At 72.4% G+C, this 17,648-nt stretch carries 15 protein-coding genes; 4 read left to right on the forward strand and 11 right to left on the reverse strand.

The window, feature by feature from the left end; all coding sequences use genetic code 11:
* Nucleotides 1–23: 23 nt before the first annotated feature.
* Complete coding sequence (locus tag AB1046_RS10320; protein ID WP_369374975.1) at nt 24–1,145, reverse strand: calcium:proton antiporter; 1,122 nt, start codon at nt 1,143–1,145, stop codon at nt 24–26.
* Nucleotides 1,146–1,388: 243 nt separating this feature from the next.
* On the opposite strand from AB1046_RS10320, the gene rpsT reads away from it, so the two are divergent.
* A complete protein-coding gene (gene rpsT / locus AB1046_RS10325) occupies nt 1,389–1,649 on the forward strand; it encodes a 30S ribosomal protein S20 (RefSeq protein ID WP_369374977.1) in 261 nt (86 codons plus the stop codon).
* A gap of 77 nt (nt 1,650–1,726) precedes the next feature.
* Here the strand turns inward: rpsT and holA are convergent, their stop codons facing one another.
* From holA to AB1046_RS10360, 7 genes are all read right to left on the reverse strand, one after another.
* Nucleotides 1,727–2,731 (reverse strand): DNA polymerase III subunit delta, encoded by a 1,005-nt coding sequence (gene holA, locus AB1046_RS10330; protein WP_369374979.1) that lies wholly within the window; start codon nt 2,729–2,731, stop codon nt 1,727–1,729.
* Between the two features lie 29 nt (nt 2,732–2,760).
* Nucleotides 2,761–3,588 (reverse strand): neocarzinostatin apoprotein domain-containing protein, encoded by an 828-nt coding sequence (locus AB1046_RS10335; protein WP_369374981.1) that lies wholly within the window; start codon nt 3,586–3,588, stop codon nt 2,761–2,763.
* Complete coding sequence (locus AB1046_RS10340) at nt 3,585–4,274, reverse strand: hypothetical protein (protein ID WP_369374983.1); 690 nt, start codon at nt 4,272–4,274, stop codon at nt 3,585–3,587. Before AB1046_RS10340 ends, AB1046_RS10335 begins: the two co-directional genes overlap by 4 nt.
* A 10-nt stretch (nt 4,275–4,284) precedes the next feature.
* Nucleotides 4,285–5,076, reverse strand: a complete 792-nt coding sequence (locus AB1046_RS10345) for a hypothetical protein (RefSeq protein ID WP_369374985.1) — start codon at nt 5,074–5,076, stop codon at nt 4,285–4,287.
* Between the two features lie 182 nt (nt 5,077–5,258).
* On the reverse strand, nt 5,259–7,637 hold the full coding sequence (locus AB1046_RS10350) for a ComEC/Rec2 family competence protein (RefSeq protein ID WP_369374986.1): 2,379 nt from the start codon (nt 7,635–7,637) through the stop codon (nt 5,259–5,261).
* Nucleotides 7,595–7,735, reverse strand: coding sequence for a hypothetical protein (locus AB1046_RS10355; protein WP_369374988.1), 141 nt, complete (start codon nt 7,733–7,735; stop codon nt 7,595–7,597). The genes AB1046_RS10350 and AB1046_RS10355 overlap by 43 nt, the downstream gene beginning before the upstream one ends.
* Nucleotides 7,732–8,670, reverse strand: coding sequence for a helix-hairpin-helix domain-containing protein (locus AB1046_RS10360; protein ID WP_369374990.1), 939 nt, complete (start codon nt 8,668–8,670; stop codon nt 7,732–7,734). The genes AB1046_RS10355 and AB1046_RS10360 overlap by 4 nt, the downstream gene beginning before the upstream one ends.
* A 254-nt stretch (nt 8,671–8,924) precedes the next feature.
* Between AB1046_RS10360 and AB1046_RS10365 the strand changes: the two genes are divergently transcribed.
* Nucleotides 8,925–9,797 carry an alpha/beta fold hydrolase gene (locus tag AB1046_RS10365; RefSeq protein ID WP_369374992.1) on the forward strand — a complete coding sequence of 291 codons (873 nt, stop codon included), beginning with the start codon at nt 8,925–8,927 and terminating at the stop codon, nt 9,795–9,797.
* Nucleotides 9,798–9,829: 32 nt separating this feature from the next.
* Here AB1046_RS10365 and AB1046_RS10370 read toward each other — a convergent pair whose 3' ends face one another.
* Nucleotides 9,830–10,711: a DegV family protein gene (locus tag AB1046_RS10370; RefSeq protein ID WP_369374994.1), complete on the reverse strand. Its 882-nt coding sequence runs from the start codon at nt 10,709–10,711 to the stop codon at nt 9,830–9,832.
* Nucleotides 10,712–10,805: 94 nt separating this feature from the next.
* Here AB1046_RS10370 and AB1046_RS10375 point away from each other — a divergent pair, with 94 nt between their 5' ends.
* Nucleotides 10,806–12,542, forward strand: coding sequence for a helicase HerA-like domain-containing protein (locus tag AB1046_RS10375; protein WP_369374996.1), 1,737 nt, complete (start codon nt 10,806–10,808; stop codon nt 12,540–12,542).
* A 10-nt stretch (nt 12,543–12,552) separates the two neighbouring features.
* Here the strand turns inward: AB1046_RS10375 and leuS are convergent, their stop codons facing one another.
* Complete coding sequence (gene leuS / locus AB1046_RS10380) at nt 12,553–15,510, reverse strand: leucine--tRNA ligase (protein WP_369375649.1); 2,958 nt, start codon at nt 15,508–15,510, stop codon at nt 12,553–12,555.
* Nucleotides 15,511–15,640: 130 nt separating this feature from the next.
* On the opposite strand from leuS, the gene AB1046_RS10385 reads away from it, so the two are divergent.
* Nucleotides 15,641–16,975, forward strand: a complete 1,335-nt coding sequence (locus AB1046_RS10385) for an alkaline phosphatase family protein (protein ID WP_369374998.1) — start codon at nt 15,641–15,643, stop codon at nt 16,973–16,975.
* Nucleotides 16,976–16,977: 2 nt separating this feature from the next.
* On the opposite strand, the gene AB1046_RS10390 is transcribed toward AB1046_RS10385, so the two are convergent.
* Complete coding sequence (locus AB1046_RS10390; RefSeq protein WP_369375000.1) at nt 16,978–17,640, reverse strand: vitamin K epoxide reductase family protein; 663 nt, start codon at nt 17,638–17,640, stop codon at nt 16,978–16,980.
* Nucleotides 17,641–17,648 lie beyond the last annotated feature (8 nt).

The raw sequence follows: 17,648 nt of genomic DNA on the forward strand, positions 1-17,648 counted from the left end.
CTGGTTAGGGCTGGAACTGCTGGCTAGGGCTGGACCGAGACCACGAGGAACGCCGCGAACAGCACCAGGTGCACCACACCGTGGAGGGTGTTGGCCCGGCCCGGCGCGATGCTCAGCATCGCCACCACCACCGAGACGGCCAGCAGCACCATCTGGGTCGGGTCGAGGCCGAGCGTGAGCGGCCCGCCCATCCAGATCATCGCGATGGCGACGGTGGGGATGGTCAGGCCGATCGACGCCATCGCGGAGCCGTAGGCGAGGTTGAGGCTGGTCTGCACCCGGTCGCGCGCGGCGTTGCGAACCGCGGCGATCGACTCGGGCGCGAGCACCAGCAGCGCGATCACAACGCCGACGACGCCGTAGGGCAGGCCGGCCGCCTCCACCCCGTACTCGATGGTCGGGGAGAGCATCTTGGCCAGGAACACCACGGAGACCAGCGCGACCAGCAGCAGCGCGACGCTGTACCAGGCCTCCTTGGTGGCCGGCGGGTCGGCGTGGTCGTCGCCGTCCGCGTCGAGGAGTCCCGTGACCCGGCCGTGCTCGTCGCTGGAGACCGGCAGGAAGAAGTCGCGGTGCCGCACCGTCTGCGTGAACACGAATGCCCCGTACAGCAGCAGCGACGCGACGGCGGCGAAGCCGAGCTGGAAGGCGGTGTAGGCGCCGTCGTCCGCCGACGTGGTGAAGCGGGGCAGGACCAGGGTGACCGCGGCCAGCGCGATCACGGTGGCCAGCGCCGACCCGGTGCCCGAGGCGTTGAAGCTCACCAGGTGGTGCTTGCTCGCCCCCACGAGCAGGGCGAGCCCGACGATCCCGTTGAACGTGATCATCACCGCGGCGAAGACCGTGTCGCGGGCGTACGTGCTCGACGCTTCGCCGCCGCTGCTCATCAGCATGAGGATCAACCCCACCTCGATCACGGTCACCGCGACCGCGAGGATGAGGGAGCCGAACGGCTCGCCGACCTTGTGCGCCACCACCTCCGCGTGGTGCACCGCCGCGACCACCGCGCCGACCAGTGCCGCTCCGATCGCCGCCAGGATCGCCGGGTGGTCGTGGTTGCTCCATGTGACCACGAGGAGCACCAGGGCAAGGATCGGGACCACCACGGTCCACTGGAAGCGGCCTCTCAGCGTCCTGGTACTCATGGGTCGGATTCTAAGGTGCCCGATCAGAACGTTTCGGGGCCGACGGCGGGCGTTGTCGGTGTCACACCAAGCCGCTCCGCGAGGCACCCGGTGCTCTGGTAACCTTGGAGGTCGCGTGTCCGCCCAGGTCGGCGGGCACAGTCGCAGCTCCTCTCCACGGGTCCCCACCCCAGTCCCGGAACTGCGACCGCCCTCTACGACCTATCCGCTCGCCGACAGGCGAACACACCAGGAAGTCCACTCGTGGCAAACATCAAGTCCCAGATTAAGCGCATCAAGACGAACGAGAAGGCTCGTCTGCGCAACAAGTCCGTCAAGTCGGAGCTGAAGACCCACGTGCGCAAGGTGCGCGAGGCCGTCGCAGCCGGCGACAAGGAGACCGCGACGGTCACCCTTGCCACCGCGTCGCGCAAGCTCGACAAGGCTGTCGCCAAGGGCGTCATCCACTCGAACCAGGCCGCGAACCGCAAGTCGGCTCTCGCGAAGTCGGTCGCGGCTCTCTGAGCCCACTTCGTCAGACGCCGTTCGCCCCTCGCGGGTGAACGGCGTCTTTCGTGCGCCTGGGCTCGGGCTGCGCCGCGTCAGCGGCGGGAGCGCGCGATGGTCATGACCGCGCGCTCCACCGCGAACACCGCGTCCCTGGCCTCGCCCTTGACGTCGGCGTCGGCCTGCGCGACGGCGGAGATCGCCGCCGCCAGGCCCTCCGGCGTCCAGCTGCGCAGGTCCTTGCGGGCACGGTCGATCTGCCAGGGCGCCATGCCCAGGTCCCGCGCGCCGGGCCCGCCGCCGCGCATCGCGGCGACCTTCGCCAGGTTGCGGAGCCGCAGCGCCAGCGCAGCGACGATCGGCACCGGGTCGAGGCCGGTGTCCAGTGCGTGCCGCAGGAGCGCGACGGCGCCGCCGGTGTCGCCGGCCACCGCGGCATCGGCGACCCGGAAGCCCGTGGCCTCGACGCGGCCGCCGTAGTACCGGTTCACCGTGTCGGCCGTGATGGTGCCGGTGGTGTCGGCGATCAGCTGCGCGCAGGCCGAGGCGAGCTCGCGCAGGTCGTTGCCGAGTGCGTCCACGAGGGCGCGCACCGCCTCGGCGTCGGCCCGGCGGCGTGCCGCCTTGAACTCCCCCATCACAAATGACGCCTTCTCCGCGTCCTTCGTCACCGGCTCGCAGACCATGACCGGCGCGCCCGACTTCGTGACCGTGTCGAGCATCTTCTTGCCGCGCTGCCCGCCGCCGTGCACCACCACGACTGTCGTCTCCTCGTCGGGTGCGGCGACGTATCCGATGAGGTCGGCCATCAGATCCTCGGTGCCCGACTCCGTCGAGCGGACCACGACCACCTTGGCCTCACCGAACAGGGACGGGCTCGCCGCGACCAGCAGCTGGCCCGCGCCGTACGTGGCGCCCTCCAGCTCGACCTTCTCGACCTCGGGGTCGCGCTCCCGCACGAGCGCCACGACGCCGTCCACCGCCCGCTCGGTCAGGAGCGGCTCGGCCCCGCGCACCAGCACGATCGGAGCCACCGTGGGCTCGTCCCAGCTACGGCCGGAGGGAACGGTGGCGGTACGGCGCTTGGTCGCTGGAGGCACGGACACAGCCTGCCACGCGACACCGACAGTCACTCCCAGAGCAGGTCGGCCAGCGCGATCCGTCCGCCGTCGGTCCACGCGTTCGCGATCACGCAGGCGCCCGCCTCGGCGCAGTCCGCAGCGCCCCCACCGACGAGCCGGATCTCTCGCTGGACGGGCAGCCGCGTGGCCACGGAGCCCGCACGGTCGGCCACCACGCGCTTCCCCTCGTCGTACAGGCAGTTGTCCCCGTCCACGCCGCCGCCCGACGTCGTGGCGCACTGCACGATCCGCACGGCCATACCGGGCGCGTAGCCGCGCCCCGTCACGGTGACACGGCCGTCGGAAGCGCCGAGCTCCTGCTCGGACAGCTCGAGCGTCGGGGCCTCCGGCGGTTCGGCCCCGTCGGGCAGCGGGGCCGGCGCCGCCGCGAGCACCCGGTCCGAAAGGTCAGCGACAGCCAGGGTGCAGGGGTCGCCGGTGCAGTCCACCTCGGACACCGAGCCGACGTTGACGAACGCCCTGACCTGCCGGGTCGCCGAGAAGCCGCCGCGGGCGTCCGCGATCACCTGCTCGCTGGTCGACATGTCGCAGTCGTCGAGGGCGCTCGCGCCTGCCGTCGTACCGCCCGTGCACTGGACCAGGTACTGGTTACGGCCCGCGAAGCCCGTGCCGTGCACCAGCCAGGCAGACCCGGTGGCCTGGACGGTGATGGCCGGGTCACCCGGGGTGTCCGGCGCCGTCGGGCTCGCCTCGGGGGTGCTCGTCGCCCCTGTCTCGTGCGCTTCCGGGCCCGCCGAGCCCTCCGTGGCTGAGGTGCACGCGGCCAGGAGGAGCACGACGGCGACGACCGGCGCGAGCAGGCGCGCGCGTCTCACGGATAACCCATGTAGACGTCGACGCTCTGGGCGATCCGCCAGGTCCAGGCGCCGTGGTTCCGCATCCAGGCCACGCCCTTGTCCCACACGTGGAACTCCTGCTCGAGGTAACAGGCCGGCGCGTTGGTCTGGTTGAGCTCGCCCAGGTCCGAGCGGTAATGGCGGGCGTCGTTGGTGCCCGGGCTGCCGGCACCAACGCGCTCGGTCATGATCTCCGCGCACCGCTCGCCGGCCGGCGACACGTACATCACGTGGGTGCCGTACCGCTCCGGCGAGAACCCCGTCTCGCACGACTTGCTGATCGCGTTGGAGTGGATGGGCAGATGCAGGTCCGCGCCCAGCCGGTTGGAGTTCGCGATGTTTCTCCTCGTCAGGCCGTTGCCACGCACCACCTTGTAGCCCCGTTCCAGCAGGTTCAGCTGGTCGGGGTCGTCCTGCGTCGCCGTGGACACCGCGACCTGGAAGGCGTTCGCATTCTCGCTGAACCCGTCGCAGCCGGTGTTGGTGTGGCACACCGTGTCGCCGCGGTCATGGCACGCCTCGGACAGGTAGATCACCTTGCCGTTCCAGGTTTCCGGCACGTACGTCACGTCGGCGGCCGCGGTCGGGGCCACGGCCAGGAACCCGGCAGCGCCCAGGACCAGGACCGCGAGGACGGAGACGAACCGTCGCATCGTCGCGCGCATCGTCATCCCCTCACCCGAGGTCGATCGGCAGATCGGTCGAGGCGCACATGTCCCCGCCGGTCGCGTACGCGAAGGCGAGGCAGTCCCCGTCGAGCGTGAACCTCACCGAGTCGATGGCCCCGTTGCTGTGGGCCGTGAACAGGAGTGCCTGCCAGACGTCGCCCGGGTAGACCCCGGCGTCGGACAGGGCCTGCTCGAACCCGGCGGCGACGTCGACTGTCGCCTCGCCCTCGGCGACCTGCACCTGCGTCGGAGGTAGGCCGGCGCCAGGGAGGTAGGCCGCCAGGACCTCGTCGACCGCCTTCGCCAGCGTGGTGCCGGACGAGCCGCCCTGAACCGTCCGCGCGGTCGCCTGGACGCGCTCGCTCGGGCCGCAGCCCAGGTAGGGCGTGGTGGCGCCGTCGTCGGACCGCGGCCCTTCGGGAACGTCCGGGCAGGCCTCGGCGGTCGACACCGGGTCGCCCGCCACCGCCTCGGCGTCCAGCTCGGCGCGCGCCTCACCCGACATCGTGTCCATCCCGCCCACGACGACGGTCCAGCCGTCGAGCACCTCTGCCGACTCGTCGAGCCACTGCCCCGCGGCCACCGGGTCCTGCCCGACATCGACCCGCACGACCTGGTCGGCCTCCGAGACGTCCGTGACGACCGACTCCCCCAGCAGCTCCTGCCGGAGCTGCAGCTCGGCCGCGGTCTGGTCCCTGCCGGCGGCGCTGAACGCCGCAGCCGGGACGAGCACCACCACCGCTGCGGTCACCGCGATGATCCGGCGATATCGCCGGGCGGTCACTCTCAGATCGATCACGAAGCCCCCTGGTTACGTGATGACGAAAACTCCCTGTCATCACCCACGTTAGGGCCGCCCTCAGGATCCGCAACGTTTCGCGAAGTGTGGCGCCACCTGCACGGACCTGCGCGATCGGCAACCGGCCGTGGTCAGGAGCTGGCTGCGGTCAGGAGCTGGCTGCGGTCAGCAGCTGGCTGCGGTCAGCAACCGGCCAGGGACATCTCCTCTCCGCGCACGACCAGCGCAACCGTGCCGCACTCGTCGGTGCGCACCACGGTGGCCCCGACACCCGCGTACAGGTCGAGAGCCTCGTGAGTGGGGTGGCCGTAGTCGTTACCCCGGCCCGACGAGATCAGCGCGACTTGCGGACGCAGGCGCTCCGCGAGGGCCCGGGACTGCACGGCTGACCCATGGTGGGCGACCTTGACGACGTCGGTGCGGGCGACCAGCGGGACCAGCGCGGCCTGGCCCGTGTCCTCCAGATCGCCCAGCAGCAGCACGTCCAGCCCGGCGACCCGGGCGGCGAGCACAACGCTCGAGTCGTTCGCCCCCTCGCCCGCGCCCGCCAGCAGCACCTGCCAGGCCAGGGTCCCCGCCGTTCCCCGGTCGCCGGTCTGCGCCGTCCGCACGGGCACGCCGGCGGCGGCGAGCGCCGCCTCGGTCGCCGCGGCGTTCACCGCGGGCTCCGCTACCGGGGACACGAGCGCCGCCGTCACCTCGCGCCCCGCGAGGACCGGGCCGAGGCCACCCACGTGGTCTGCGTGGAAGTGGCTGAGCACAAGCAGGTCCACCCGGGCGACACCGAGCCGGTCGAGGCAGCTACTGGCGGCCGGCCCGTCCGGGCCCACGTCCACCACCACGGCAGACGCCGGCCCGGTCCGTAGCACCAAGGCGTCCCCCTGCCCGACGTCGCACGCCGCCACCTGCCAGTCCTCCGGCATCTCCCCCGGCAGCCCGGAGCGGGCCACCAGGCGCGGTACCGCCACCGCGACGACCAGCGCGGCCGCCGAGGCGGCCGCCAGGAGCACGAGGAGCCGCCCCCGGGTGAGCCTCCGCCGCCGTGCGGCGAGTGCCTCGCGGAGGCCGGACCGCATCGCCGAGCGCCACGACTCGGGCCAGCCAGGCCGCGGGACTCGCCGCAGCGCCGCCCACAAGACCACCGCCGTGAGAGCGACCAGCAGGAGCGCACCCGGCGGCCCGCCCAGCCACGGGACGGTGGCACCGGGAAGGGCCGCGCACCAGTGGGCGACGGCGGCGATCCACCACGTCGCGCCGCTCGCCACCCAGGCCACGAGCCCAGCAGCGGGCGGGAGCCATGGCGCGAGGATCGTGGCGACCAGCCCCAGCACCGTGGCCGGGACCAGCGCCGGCGCGGCCAGCAGGTTCGCGAGGACCGACACCGTGGACACCGACGGGTCGAGCAGGACCAGCAGGGGTGCGCACGCGGCCTGCGCGGCGATCGGGACCGCCAGGGCGAACGCCGCCACATCCCCCGTCCACGGTGCAAGCCGCGCCGCCAGCGGGGCCGCGAGCAGCACAAGACCCGCGGTCGCCGCCGCGGACAGGGCAAACCCGAACGACCGGGCCAGCCACGGATCGACCACCAGCAGCCCGACGACCGACGCCGCGAGCGCCGGCACCGACTGCGAGGGCCGGCCGATCGCCACTCCCGTCAGAGCGAACGCGGCCATGACCGCCGCTCGCAGCACGGCGGGCTCGGGCCGGACGAGCGCCACGAAGGTCAGCGACGCAAGCGCGATGAGGACCACCCGGGCCGATCGCGGGAGCCGGGCAGCGGAGCAGAGCAGGGTCAGGACGGCGACGACGACCGCGAAGTGACCGCCGCTGACTGCCGTGATGTGGGTCAGGCCAGTTTTGCGCATCTCCTCGGCCAGGTCGTCCGGGAGACGCGAGGTGTCGCCGATCGCGGCGCCGGGCACCAGGCCACGCGCCTGCGCGGACAGCGGGTCTGTGACCTCCAGGAGCGCCGTGCGATGGGCGTCGAGCCCGAGCAGTACCGACGGCGGGGCCCGGATCTCGCGGGTTCCGTCTGGGCCGGCGGTTCCGTCTGGACCGCCGGTTCCGTCTGGACCGCCGGTTCCGTCTGGACCGCCGGTTCCCGCTGGGCCGTCGGCGGTCAGGCGCGCTGCCTCCGCCGCGCCGGGATCTGCGGACCGGAGCGTGCCCGACACGCTGACGGTCGCCCCGTAGCGGGGTGCGGTGCTCGACAGCACCTGGACGTGCCCCCGTGCCGTCGACTCGACGCCACGGGCGTCCACCACGCGAGCGGCCAGCACCCAGCGGTGCTGCTCGGCTCCAGGGGCAAAGGCGAAGGGCTCCGGCTGGGACGCGACGACGCCGGTGAGCGTCACCGTCACCCGCTGCTCGGCGAGCGCAGCCAGCGGAGCGCGACCCGCGAGCTGGACGTGAGCGGACACCGTCACCGCAAGCGCGCAGGCCGCGGCAAGGGTGATGTGCGCGAGGGTGGCATGCGCGACGACGGGCCGGGGGCCGCCACGCGCCAGGACCGTCACGATCACCAGAGGCAGGCCGGCCACCACGACGACGGCCGCAGCCACCCACGTCGCCGGACCGGTCCAGCCGGCCCAGGGCCGGTCAGCAGCCAGGCCGCGACCCAGGCGACCAGCGCAGCCGGCACGATCCGCAGGTCGGTCATGGCCCTACCCGCGCGCTGCCGCGGATCTCCTCCAGCGTGGCCGGGCCGATACCAGGCACGTCCTGCAGCTCGTCCACGCTCGCGAACGGCCCGTTGGCCTCGCGCCACTCGACGATCGCCTGCGCGATCGACGGCCCGACGCCGGGCAGCGCCTCCAGCGCGACCGCGTCGGCGGTGTTGAGATCGACCGTGCCGCCCGCGCCCGGGCCACCCTGCCCGCCCGCGATCTGTCCGCCCGAGCCCTGCCCGCCCAAGCCCTGCGCCCCAACCGGCCCGGGCACCGGCTCCCCCGGCTTCGGCACGTACAGCTGCTCGCCGTCGGCCACCGTGCGGGCCAGGTTCACCGCGGTCAGGTCTGCCTTGGCGGTCGCGCCACCGGCTGCCTGGAGGGCATCCGCGACGCGGGCGCCGACAGGCAGGGTGACCAGACCCGGCTCGGCGACGGCACCGACCACGTGCACCAGCAGACCGCCGCCCGCTGCCGCGCTTGATCCCGGTCCCGACACTGGGTCCGACGCCGGGCCTGAACCTCCGTCGGGGCCCGATGCGACTGGTGCCGGGCCGCTCCCGACGAACGGGCTCGGCGAACCGCCGCTGGGCGCCTCGTCCGCGGCTGTCGAGCCCAGGGTCTGGAGGGTTTCGCCGCCCAACGAGACCACCGCCACGCCGACGCCGAGCAGGAGGACGGTCACAACGGCGACCACCGCCGTCGTGCCGGTCAGGGCCCACCGGCGGGGGCCGTGCTCGGCCCGTGGGTCGGTCGGATGCCCGTGCGCGGCCGCGTACGCCGCCGCCACACCCGAGGTCGACCGCCGGGCACGCAGGCGGGCGACCAGCTCGTCGGAGTCGGACCGGGTCTCGGCCTCGTCCCGGACGGTCACCGGGCTGAACGGCCACGGGTCTGGCCGTCGCTGTTGTGCGGTCTCTGGCTGCATGAGTCAGGACGCTAGGCGCGCACCGTACGCCTCGGGAGGACCCGACAGCCCGCCTGTGCACAGACCCGGTTCATCGTCGGTTGTGGTCGGGCTCGTTCCCGCGGCGGGTCGCCACGAGGGTCTGTGCACCCCGTCTACGAGATTCGGCGGCATCGGCCGATGAGTTCTCCGGTGCGTCGTCGTCGGACCTGGCAGATGCGCGACAATCGAGCGGTACCCCCGCCGCCCAAGCGCGAGACAAACCGGGAGCGACCATGACCGACAAGAAGACCTTCACCCTCGACGCGCCGGGCGCCAGCCTCACCTATGACGTGCGCGAGGCCGCCGCACCGACCGACGAGCCGCCGCTGGTGCTGATCGGCCTGCCGATGGGTGCGGAGGGCTTCACCACGCTGGCGAGCCACTTCACCGACCGGACCCTGGTGACCTACGACCCGCGCGGGGTCGAGCGCAGCACCCGGTCGGGCGAAGACAAGCCCGGCGTCGCTACCCACGCCGACGACGTGCACCGGATCATCGAGGCGGTCGGCGGCGGTCCGGTGGACCTGCTGGCCTCCAGCGGCGGTGCGATCGTGGCGCTCGACCTCGCAGCCAGGCACCCGGAGGACCTGAGGACCCTCGTCGCGCACGAGCCGCCGCTGGCCTCCGTGCTGCCGGACCGGGAGGCAATGGTGGCCGCCATGGCCGACATGCACGACACCTATCAGGCGAAGGGTTTCGGCGCCGCGATGGCCAAGTTCTTGACCCTGTTCATGATCGAGGGCGAGCTCCCCGCCGACTACGCGAACCAGCCCGACCCGGACCCGGCGGCCTTCGGCATGCCGGCCGAGGACGACGGCTCCCGCGACGACCTCATGTTCGGTGTCAACATGCTGGTACTGCCGCCGTACGTGCCGCAGTACGAGACGCTCAAGTCGGGTGCACCACGCGTGGTGATCGCCGTCGGCGTGGATACCGGCGAGGCGATGATGGCCCGCGCCGCCCGCGCGACCGCCGCCCTGCTCGACCAGGAGGCGGTCGTCTTCCCCGGCGGCCACGGCGGCTTCAGCGGCGGGGAGTACGGCCAGCCCGCGGACAAGCCCGTCGAGTTCGCGGCCAGGCTGCGTGAGGTACTGGCCGATCGGTAGATCGCCGAGCAGTCGGTAGCCGCAGCAGCGGCTCAGTGCGTGTGGTTGCCCAGGTCCGCGACGACGACGGCGAGCGTTCCCGGGCCGACGTGCACCCCCAGCACGGCGCTCAGCGGCGTGACCTCGACGTCGGCCCGGGTGCGGGTATGCAGGCGGCCGGCGAGGGCGTGCGCCCGGTCGTAGGCGCCGAAGTGGTGCACGGCGACCACGGGCCGCTCCGCCTCCGCGACGAAGCCCGCGGCCAGCTCCAGCAGCCGCTCGGCACCGGCGGCGCGGGTGCGCACACGCTGGGACAGCTCCACCGCGCCGTCGGACAGCCGGAGGATCGGCTTGACTCCCAGGACCGTGCCCAGCGCCGCGGCCGGACCGGACAACCGGCCGCCGCGGCGCAGGTGCTCCAGGGTGTCGACGACGAACACGGCCTGGGCGGTCCCCGCGACCTCGATGGCTCGGGCGGCGACGTGGTCGGCGTCCGACCCCGCGGCGGCGCACGCCGCCGCCGCACGCGCCGCGAAACCGAGGCCCGCCGCGCCCGTGCGCGAGTCGACGGCGCGCACCTGCAGGGGCGACCGAGCCGCGGCGGTGCCCGCCGAGCCGACCGTGCCCGACAACGCGCCCGACAGGTGCACGGAGACGATGGACCTCGCACCGGCGTCACCGAGCCCGCGGTAGACCGCGGCGAATGCCTCCGGCGACGGCTGGGAGGTCGTCACCTGCACCCCCTCGGCGACAAGCTCGGCCAGGCGTTCGGGCGTGATGTCCTCGCCCTCGCCGTAGGCCTCGTCGCCCACGAGGACACGCAAGGGCACCACGACCGGGCCGCCCGGCAGCCCCGCGGGCAGGCAGGCGGTGGAGTCGGTGACGACCCGCACCTCCTGGGGTGCCGGGCGGGAAGGACGACGTCGGGTGCGCATGACCGCGTCACTCTATCCGCGCGAGGAACCGCAACGCTAAACCGCCCGGGGCCTCCCCGCGCGCCGGGCCGGGAGGCGACCTAACGTACGAGACATGTCCGATGAATCGACGCCAGACCTTGCCGCTCTGCGTGCGGCCGCCGCGGCGGCCCAGAAGGCCCTCGCCGAGGCGGAGCAGGCCGCCGCGCCCGTACCGGCTGCGGAGGCCGAACCTGCGGCGGGCGCCGCCGCTGGTGGCCTGGAGGGCTACGCGGCCGAGGTCGCCGCGGGCTACGCCGCCGAGGCAACGCTGGCGCTGGGCGCCCTCCTGGAGGGCGAGCCGGGCGGTGAGGCCACCCCGAACCCGCAGGTCCAGGTCGGTTTTGCGCTCTCCATGCTGAACCGCCACGGCCTCGTGGCAGGCGCCACGGGAACCGGCAAGACCAAGACGCTGCAGGGCATGGCCGAGGGGCTCTCGCTGGCCGGGGTGCCGGTGTTCCTGGCGGACGTCAAGGGCGACCTGTCCGGGCTGACACTCCCCGGCCCCGACAACCCGAAGGTCGCGGAGCGGGCGGCGAGCATCGGGCAGGACTGGACGCCCACCCAGTACCCGGTCGAGTTCTACTCGCTGGGCGGCATCGGCAAGGGCGTACCGATCCGGACGACCATCACCGACTTCGGACCGCTGCTGCTCTCCAAGGTGCTCGGCCTCAACGAGACGCAGGAGTCCTGCCTCACCCTGATCTTCCACTGGGCCGACAAGAAGGGCCTGGCGCTGCTCGACCTGAAGGACCTGCAGTCGGTGATCGCGCACCTGACCTCCGACGAGGGCAAGGCCGAGCTCCAGGGGATCGGCGGTGTCTCGGCGGCCACGGCCGGCGTCATCCTGCGCGAGATCGTGGGCCTGGAGGGGCAGGGCGCCGACGTGTTCTTCGGTGAGCCGGCGTTCTCGTCGTCGGACCTCATCGCGACCAAGGGCGACCTCGGCGTGCTGAGCGTGCTGGAGCTGCCCGCCGTCCAGGACCGGCCGCAGCTGTTCTCGACGTTCCTGATGTGGCTGCTCGCGGACCTGTTCCAGGAGTTGCCCGAGGTGGGCGACGCCGACAAGCCCAAGCTGGTCTTCTTCTTCGACGAGGCGCACCTGCTGTTCGCGGACGCCTCGAAGGACTTTCTGCAGCAGGTGGTCCAGACCGTCCGGCTGATCCGGTCCAAGGGGGTCGGCGTCTTCTTCGTGACGCAGTCGCCGAAGGACGTGCCGTCCGACGTCCTGGCTCAGCTCGGCAACCGGGTACAGCACGCGCTGCGCGCCTTCACGCCCGACGACGCCGCCGCGCTCCGGGCCGCCGCCCGCACGTTCCCGACCTCGCCGTACGACCTGGAGCGCCTGCTGCAGGAGCTCGGCACCGGCGAGGCGGTCGTCACGGTGCTCACCGAGAAGGGCGCGCCGTCGCCGGTGGCGTGGACCCGGGTGCGCGCGCCGCAGGCCTCGATGGACCCGGCGGGCGACGCCGAGATCGACCGGGTAGTGGCGGCGTCACCCGGTCAGGCGAAGTACGGCACTGCGGTCGACGCGGAGTCGGCGTTCGAGCTGCTCCAGGCGAAGGCCCAGGAGCAGGCGGCCGGGCAGGCCGCTGCCGGGGGCGAAGCCACGGCCGGCGCCGACCAGCAGGCGCTCGCCAAGGAGCGGGCCCGGCTCGAGAAGGAGGCCGCGACCCGCGAGAAGGCGGAGGCACGCCAGAAGGAGCAAGCCGCCCGCGAACGCAACCGCGTGGTGGGCTCGCTCGCCAAGACGGCGGGCACCGTCCTCGTCCGGGAGCTGACCCGCTCCCTGTTCGGCACCCGCCGCCGCTGACCCTCCCGGGTCAGGCCGGGACTATGTTGACCAGGTTCGGGGCGCGGACGATCACCTTGCGGACGCCGCGGCCGTCCAGGAACTTGACCACGTTCGGCTCGGCCAGGGCCGTTGCCTCCAGGTCCTGTGCCGAGATGTCCGGGGCGACCTCGAACCGGGCACGCACCTTGCCCTGTACCTGAACCACGCAGGTCACGGTGTCCTGGACGAGGTACTGGTCCTCGGCCGTCGGGAACGGCGCGCGCGCCAGCGACTCGTCGTGCCCGAGCCGGGACCACAGCTCCTCCGCGATGTGCGGCGCGATCGGCGCCGTCATCAGGACCAGCGGCTCCACGGCCGAGCGCGGCACGGCCGGCAGCCCCGTGAGGTGGTTGTTCAGCGTGATGAGCTTGGCGATGGCCGTGTTCGGCCGCATGCTCTCCATCTCCAGGCGGACGTCCGCGATGGTGCGGTGCACGGCGCGCAGGGTGGCGGTGTCGGGCTCGTCGTCCGTCACCGTGAGCTCGCCCGTCTCCTCCGAGACGACATTGCGCCAGAGGCGCTGCAGGAACCGCTGCGACCCGACGACGGCGCGCGTGTCCCACGGCCGCGAAAGGTCCAGCGGGCCCATCGACATCTCGTAGACCCGGAACGTGTCGGCGCCGTACTGCTCGTACATGTCGTCAGGCGTCACTACGTTCTTCAGCGACTTGCCCATCTTCCCGTACTCACGGTTGACGGTCTGTCCCTGCCAGGTGAACCCGGTCTGCTCGTCGCCCTCCACCTCGTCGGCGGGCACGTACTGGCCGCGCGAGTCGGTATACGCGTACGCCTGGATGTAGCCCTGGTTGAAGAGCTTGCCGAACGGCTCGATGCCCGAGACATGACCCAGGTCGAACAGGACCTTGTGCCAGAACCGCGCGTACAGCAGGTGCAGCACCGCGTGCTCCACACCGCCCACGTAGAGGTCGACGCCGCCGGCCGGGCCGGACGTCGGGTTGTGCTCCGGCCCCAGCCAGTACTGCTCGAGCTCCGGGAGCGCAGCCGCGGCGGTCTCGGCCGGGTCCAGGTAGCGCAGGTAGTACCAGCACGACCCGGCCCAGTTGGGCATCGTGTTGGTGTCGCGGCGGTACTTCTTCGGCCCGTCGCCCAGGTCGAGCGTGACGTGCACCCACTCGTCGTTTCGGCCCAGCGGCGCCTCCGGCTCGGAGTTCGCGTCCTGGGGGTCGAAGGTGCGCGGCGCGTAGTCCGGCACGTCCGGCAGGTCGACCGGGAGCATCGCGTCCGGGATCGCCACGGGCCGGTCGTTCTCGTCCCAGACCACCGGGAACGGCTCGCCCCAGTAGCGCTGCCGGCTGAACAGCCAGTCGTTGAGGCGGTAGGTGGTGGTGCCCTCGCCGATGTTCTTGCTCTCCAGCCACGCGATGATCTTCGCCTTGGCCTCGGTCACGCCCAGGCCGTCGAGCGAGATCTCGTCGTTCGAGGAGCGCACGGCTACCCCGTCGCCCGCGTACGCCCCGGTGTGGTCCTCCGGCAGGCCCCCGACGGGCTCCACCGTGTGGATCACCGGCAGGTCATAGGCCTCTGCGAACGCATGGTCGCGCTCGTCGCCGCCCGGCACCGCCATGATGGCGCCGGTCCCGTAGCCCATGAGCACGTAGTCCGCGGTGAACACCGGGACCTGTGTGCCGCTGACCGGGTTCACGGCCAGGTGCCCCGTGAAGACGCCGGTCTTCTTGCCCGCGTCGGCCTGCCGCTCGACGGCGGTCTTCGCGGACGCCTCGCGCCGGTACGCGGCGACGGCCGCGACCGGGGTGTCGTACCCGCCGGTCCAGCTGCTGCGCGTCCCGTCCGGCCACGCGGAGGGGACCTCGTCGAGCAGCGGGTGCTCGGGAGCGACCACCATGAAGGTGGCACCGAACAGGGTGTCGGGCCGGGTGGTGAAGACCTCGAGCGTGCCGGCCGCGCCGGCCGGGTCACCCTCGGCGGTCCCGACGACGTCGAACCGCACGTTCGCGCCGGTGGACCGGCCGATCCAGTTGCGCTGCATCGACTTGACCTTCTCCGGCCAGTCGATCAGCTCCAGGTCGTCCGTGAGGCGGTCGGCGTAGGCGGTGATGCGCATCTTCCACTGCCGCAGGCTGCGCTGGAACACCGGAAAGTTACCGCGCTCGGACCGGCCGTCGGAGGTGACCTCCTCGTTCGCGAGCACGGTGCCCAGGCCCGGGCACCAGTTCACCGGAGAGGAGTCGACGTAGGCGAGGCGCTGCGCGTCGACGACGTCGCGCTGCTCGAACTCGCTGAGCGCGGACCAGACGGCGCCGCCCGTGTTGTCGCCGTCGTGCCCGGGGACGGAGCGCGTGCCGGCGGCCAGCTCCGCGCGGAGCTCGGCGATGGGGCGGGCCCGGCCGCGGCTGTCCCCGGCGCCCGTCGACGGGCCGGGGCGCTCCGCTTCGGCGTCGTACCAGGAGTCGAAGATCTGCAGGAAGATCCACTGCGTCCAGCGGACGTACTCGAGGTCGATAGTTGCGAAAGTGCGGCGGGAGTCGTGGCCCAGGCCGAGGCGGCGCAGCTGGCGCCGCATGTTGATGATGTTGGCCTCGGTCGTCACGCGCGGGTGCTGCCCCGTCTGGACGGCATACTGCTCCGCGGGCAGGCCGAACGCGTCGTAGCCCAGCGCGTGCAGCACGTTGTCGCCGCGCATGCGGCGGAAGCGCCCGGTCACGTCGGTGGCGATGTAGCCCAGCGGGTGGCCCACGTGCAGGCCCGCACCCGAGGGGTACGGGAACATGTCCATGATGAAGTACGGGTCGCCCTCCGCCGGGCTCCCGCCCGGCCCCGTAAGTCGCCCCTGCGGGTTCGCCGCGTGAAAGGTGCCGCGCTCTTCCCAGACGTCCTGCCAGCGCAGCTCGATCTGCTGTGCGAGGGCTGGGGTATAGCGGAAACGGGGCTCGTCCTGGGACGTGGTGCGCTCGGGTGCGTCGGGCATGGTCACGGCTGCGAGTCTAGCGACCGCGCGGCTACCCGGCCCTCGGTTGTCCACAGGCACGAAGGTTCATCGGACATTCGCCCCTGCCTCTCCCCAAGTTCTATGCCCGGGTGCTCGAATGGCTCGCATGATGCCCCTGTTGCGAAAGATCCTCGCCACCAGCATCGCCGCCGCCACCGTGTGGACGGCCTCGACCGCGGCCGCCGTCCCGATGCCGCAGGCAACCGGCGCCCAGCCCGCCACCGTAGAACCGGCGACCCACCGCCCGGCCGCCGACCACGTCGTCTTCCTGGCGCTGGACGGGTTCGACGTCGAGTACCTCGACCTGCTGCGCGGTGACGACCCGGCCGCGGAGATGCCGAACCTGGAACGCCTCCTGCGGCGCGGCAGCGTCACGACCTCGACCGGTGTGATGACCTCGATCACCAACCCGTCGTGGTCGTCCGTCGCGACCGGCGCCTGGCCGGAGACCCACCACAACACCGCCTACTGGTTCGACCCGGCCACCAACACGGCCAAGGGTCAGCAGCGCGACCTCGTCGTACCGACGATCGCGCAGTCGATCCGAGCGCAGGGCGGCACCGTCTTCTCGTCGCAGTGGTTCATCCTGCAGAACTACGGCGTCACGTACGGCGACCCGGACGGCCTCTACACGCAGCCCGGCGGCGACTGCGCCCGCCGCACCGACGACGCCGTCGCCGTGCTGCGCGGCGAACCGGTCAGCTCGGGCGGGCAGCTCGTCACCGCCAGCGGCATCCCGGCGCTCATGGCGGTCTACTGCGACACGCTCGACGCGATCGGGCACGACGGCGGCGACGCCGACCCACGCATCCCGGGCGCCCTGGAGGAGATCGACCAGCAGCTCGGACGCATCATGACGGCCACCCAGGAGGCGGGCGTCTACGACCGCACGGCGTTTGTCATCACCGGCGACCACGGCATGACGACGTTCGACAAGGGTTTCGCCACCGAGGCCCTCGCCGCGATCGAGGCGGCCGGGTTCACCCCGCAGATCCTGACCAGCGGCCAGTCGCCGGCACCCGACACCGACGTCGTCATAGTCGTCGGCGGTGTCGCGGACGTCCGGATCATCGGCGAGCAGGCGGGCGACCGGGCCGCCGTCCGACGCCTGGAGCGGGCGCTGAACGCACTACCGCAAGTGCAGAACGTGTTCAACAAGACCGACCAGCGGCGTCTGCACATGAGCCCGAACCACGGCGACCTGCTCGTGGAACCCGCGCCGGGCTGGTCGTTCGGAGCCACTCCGGCCGACGCCGCAGGGCGGCACGGAGCGACCACCGAGCTGCGCATCCCGCTGGTCCTGGCGGGCGCGGGCGTCCAGCCGGGCGCGCACCCGTACAGGCCGCGGCACATCGACATCGCACCGACGATCTCGGCGCTGCTGGGCTACTCACCGCCGTCGGCCAGCGAGGGCCGTGTGCTGCGCGAGGCGCTACGCCGCTGACCTCAGAACGACGCGACCAGGTCTCCGCCCACCGCGAGCATCAACCACCCGACGGCGACGACGTAGCCGATGATCAGGATGATGTGGCGGTTGCTCACCAGGGCGTCACGCAGCCCGGCGCCCACGGGCAGGTCGCCCGACCCCACGCCCCGCACCACCTGGTACCAGAGCAGCGGCCACATGATGGTCCACACGACCATGCAGTAGGGGCACAGCGCGATGATCACGTGGAAGCTGGTGTACATCAGGAAGAAGACGAGCGCCTGACCCAGGACAGTCCCGATCAGCAGCGACGTCCAGTACCAGCGCGGCAGGCGGGTGCCCAGCAGCATCATCACGCCGGTCGTGATGACGACGGGGAACGCCGCGACCCCGATGTACGGGTTCGGGAAGCCGAGCAGTGCGCCCTGCCACGACTCCATGGCCGCGCTGCAGGTGACGAACAGATTGATGGTGCAGGACGCCGTGCGGTCCGGGTCCACGAACGCCAGGTACTTCTCCCAGGCCAGGGCGAACGAGGCTACGAAGCCGATCGCGCCCAGCACCACCAGGAGCAGGCCCATGGTCCGCGCGCCGAGCGGCTGGGGGCCGGGCCCCGCAACGCTCTCCGTCGAGCTGCCGATCGAGCTTTCCGACGACGTCGTGGTCGCCCCGGTCTCAGTCACGCGCACAG

The organism is Promicromonospora sp. Populi (genome assembly GCF_041081105.1).
In the GTDB taxonomy this organism is placed as follows: domain Bacteria; phylum Actinomycetota; class Actinomycetes; order Actinomycetales; family Cellulomonadaceae; genus Promicromonospora.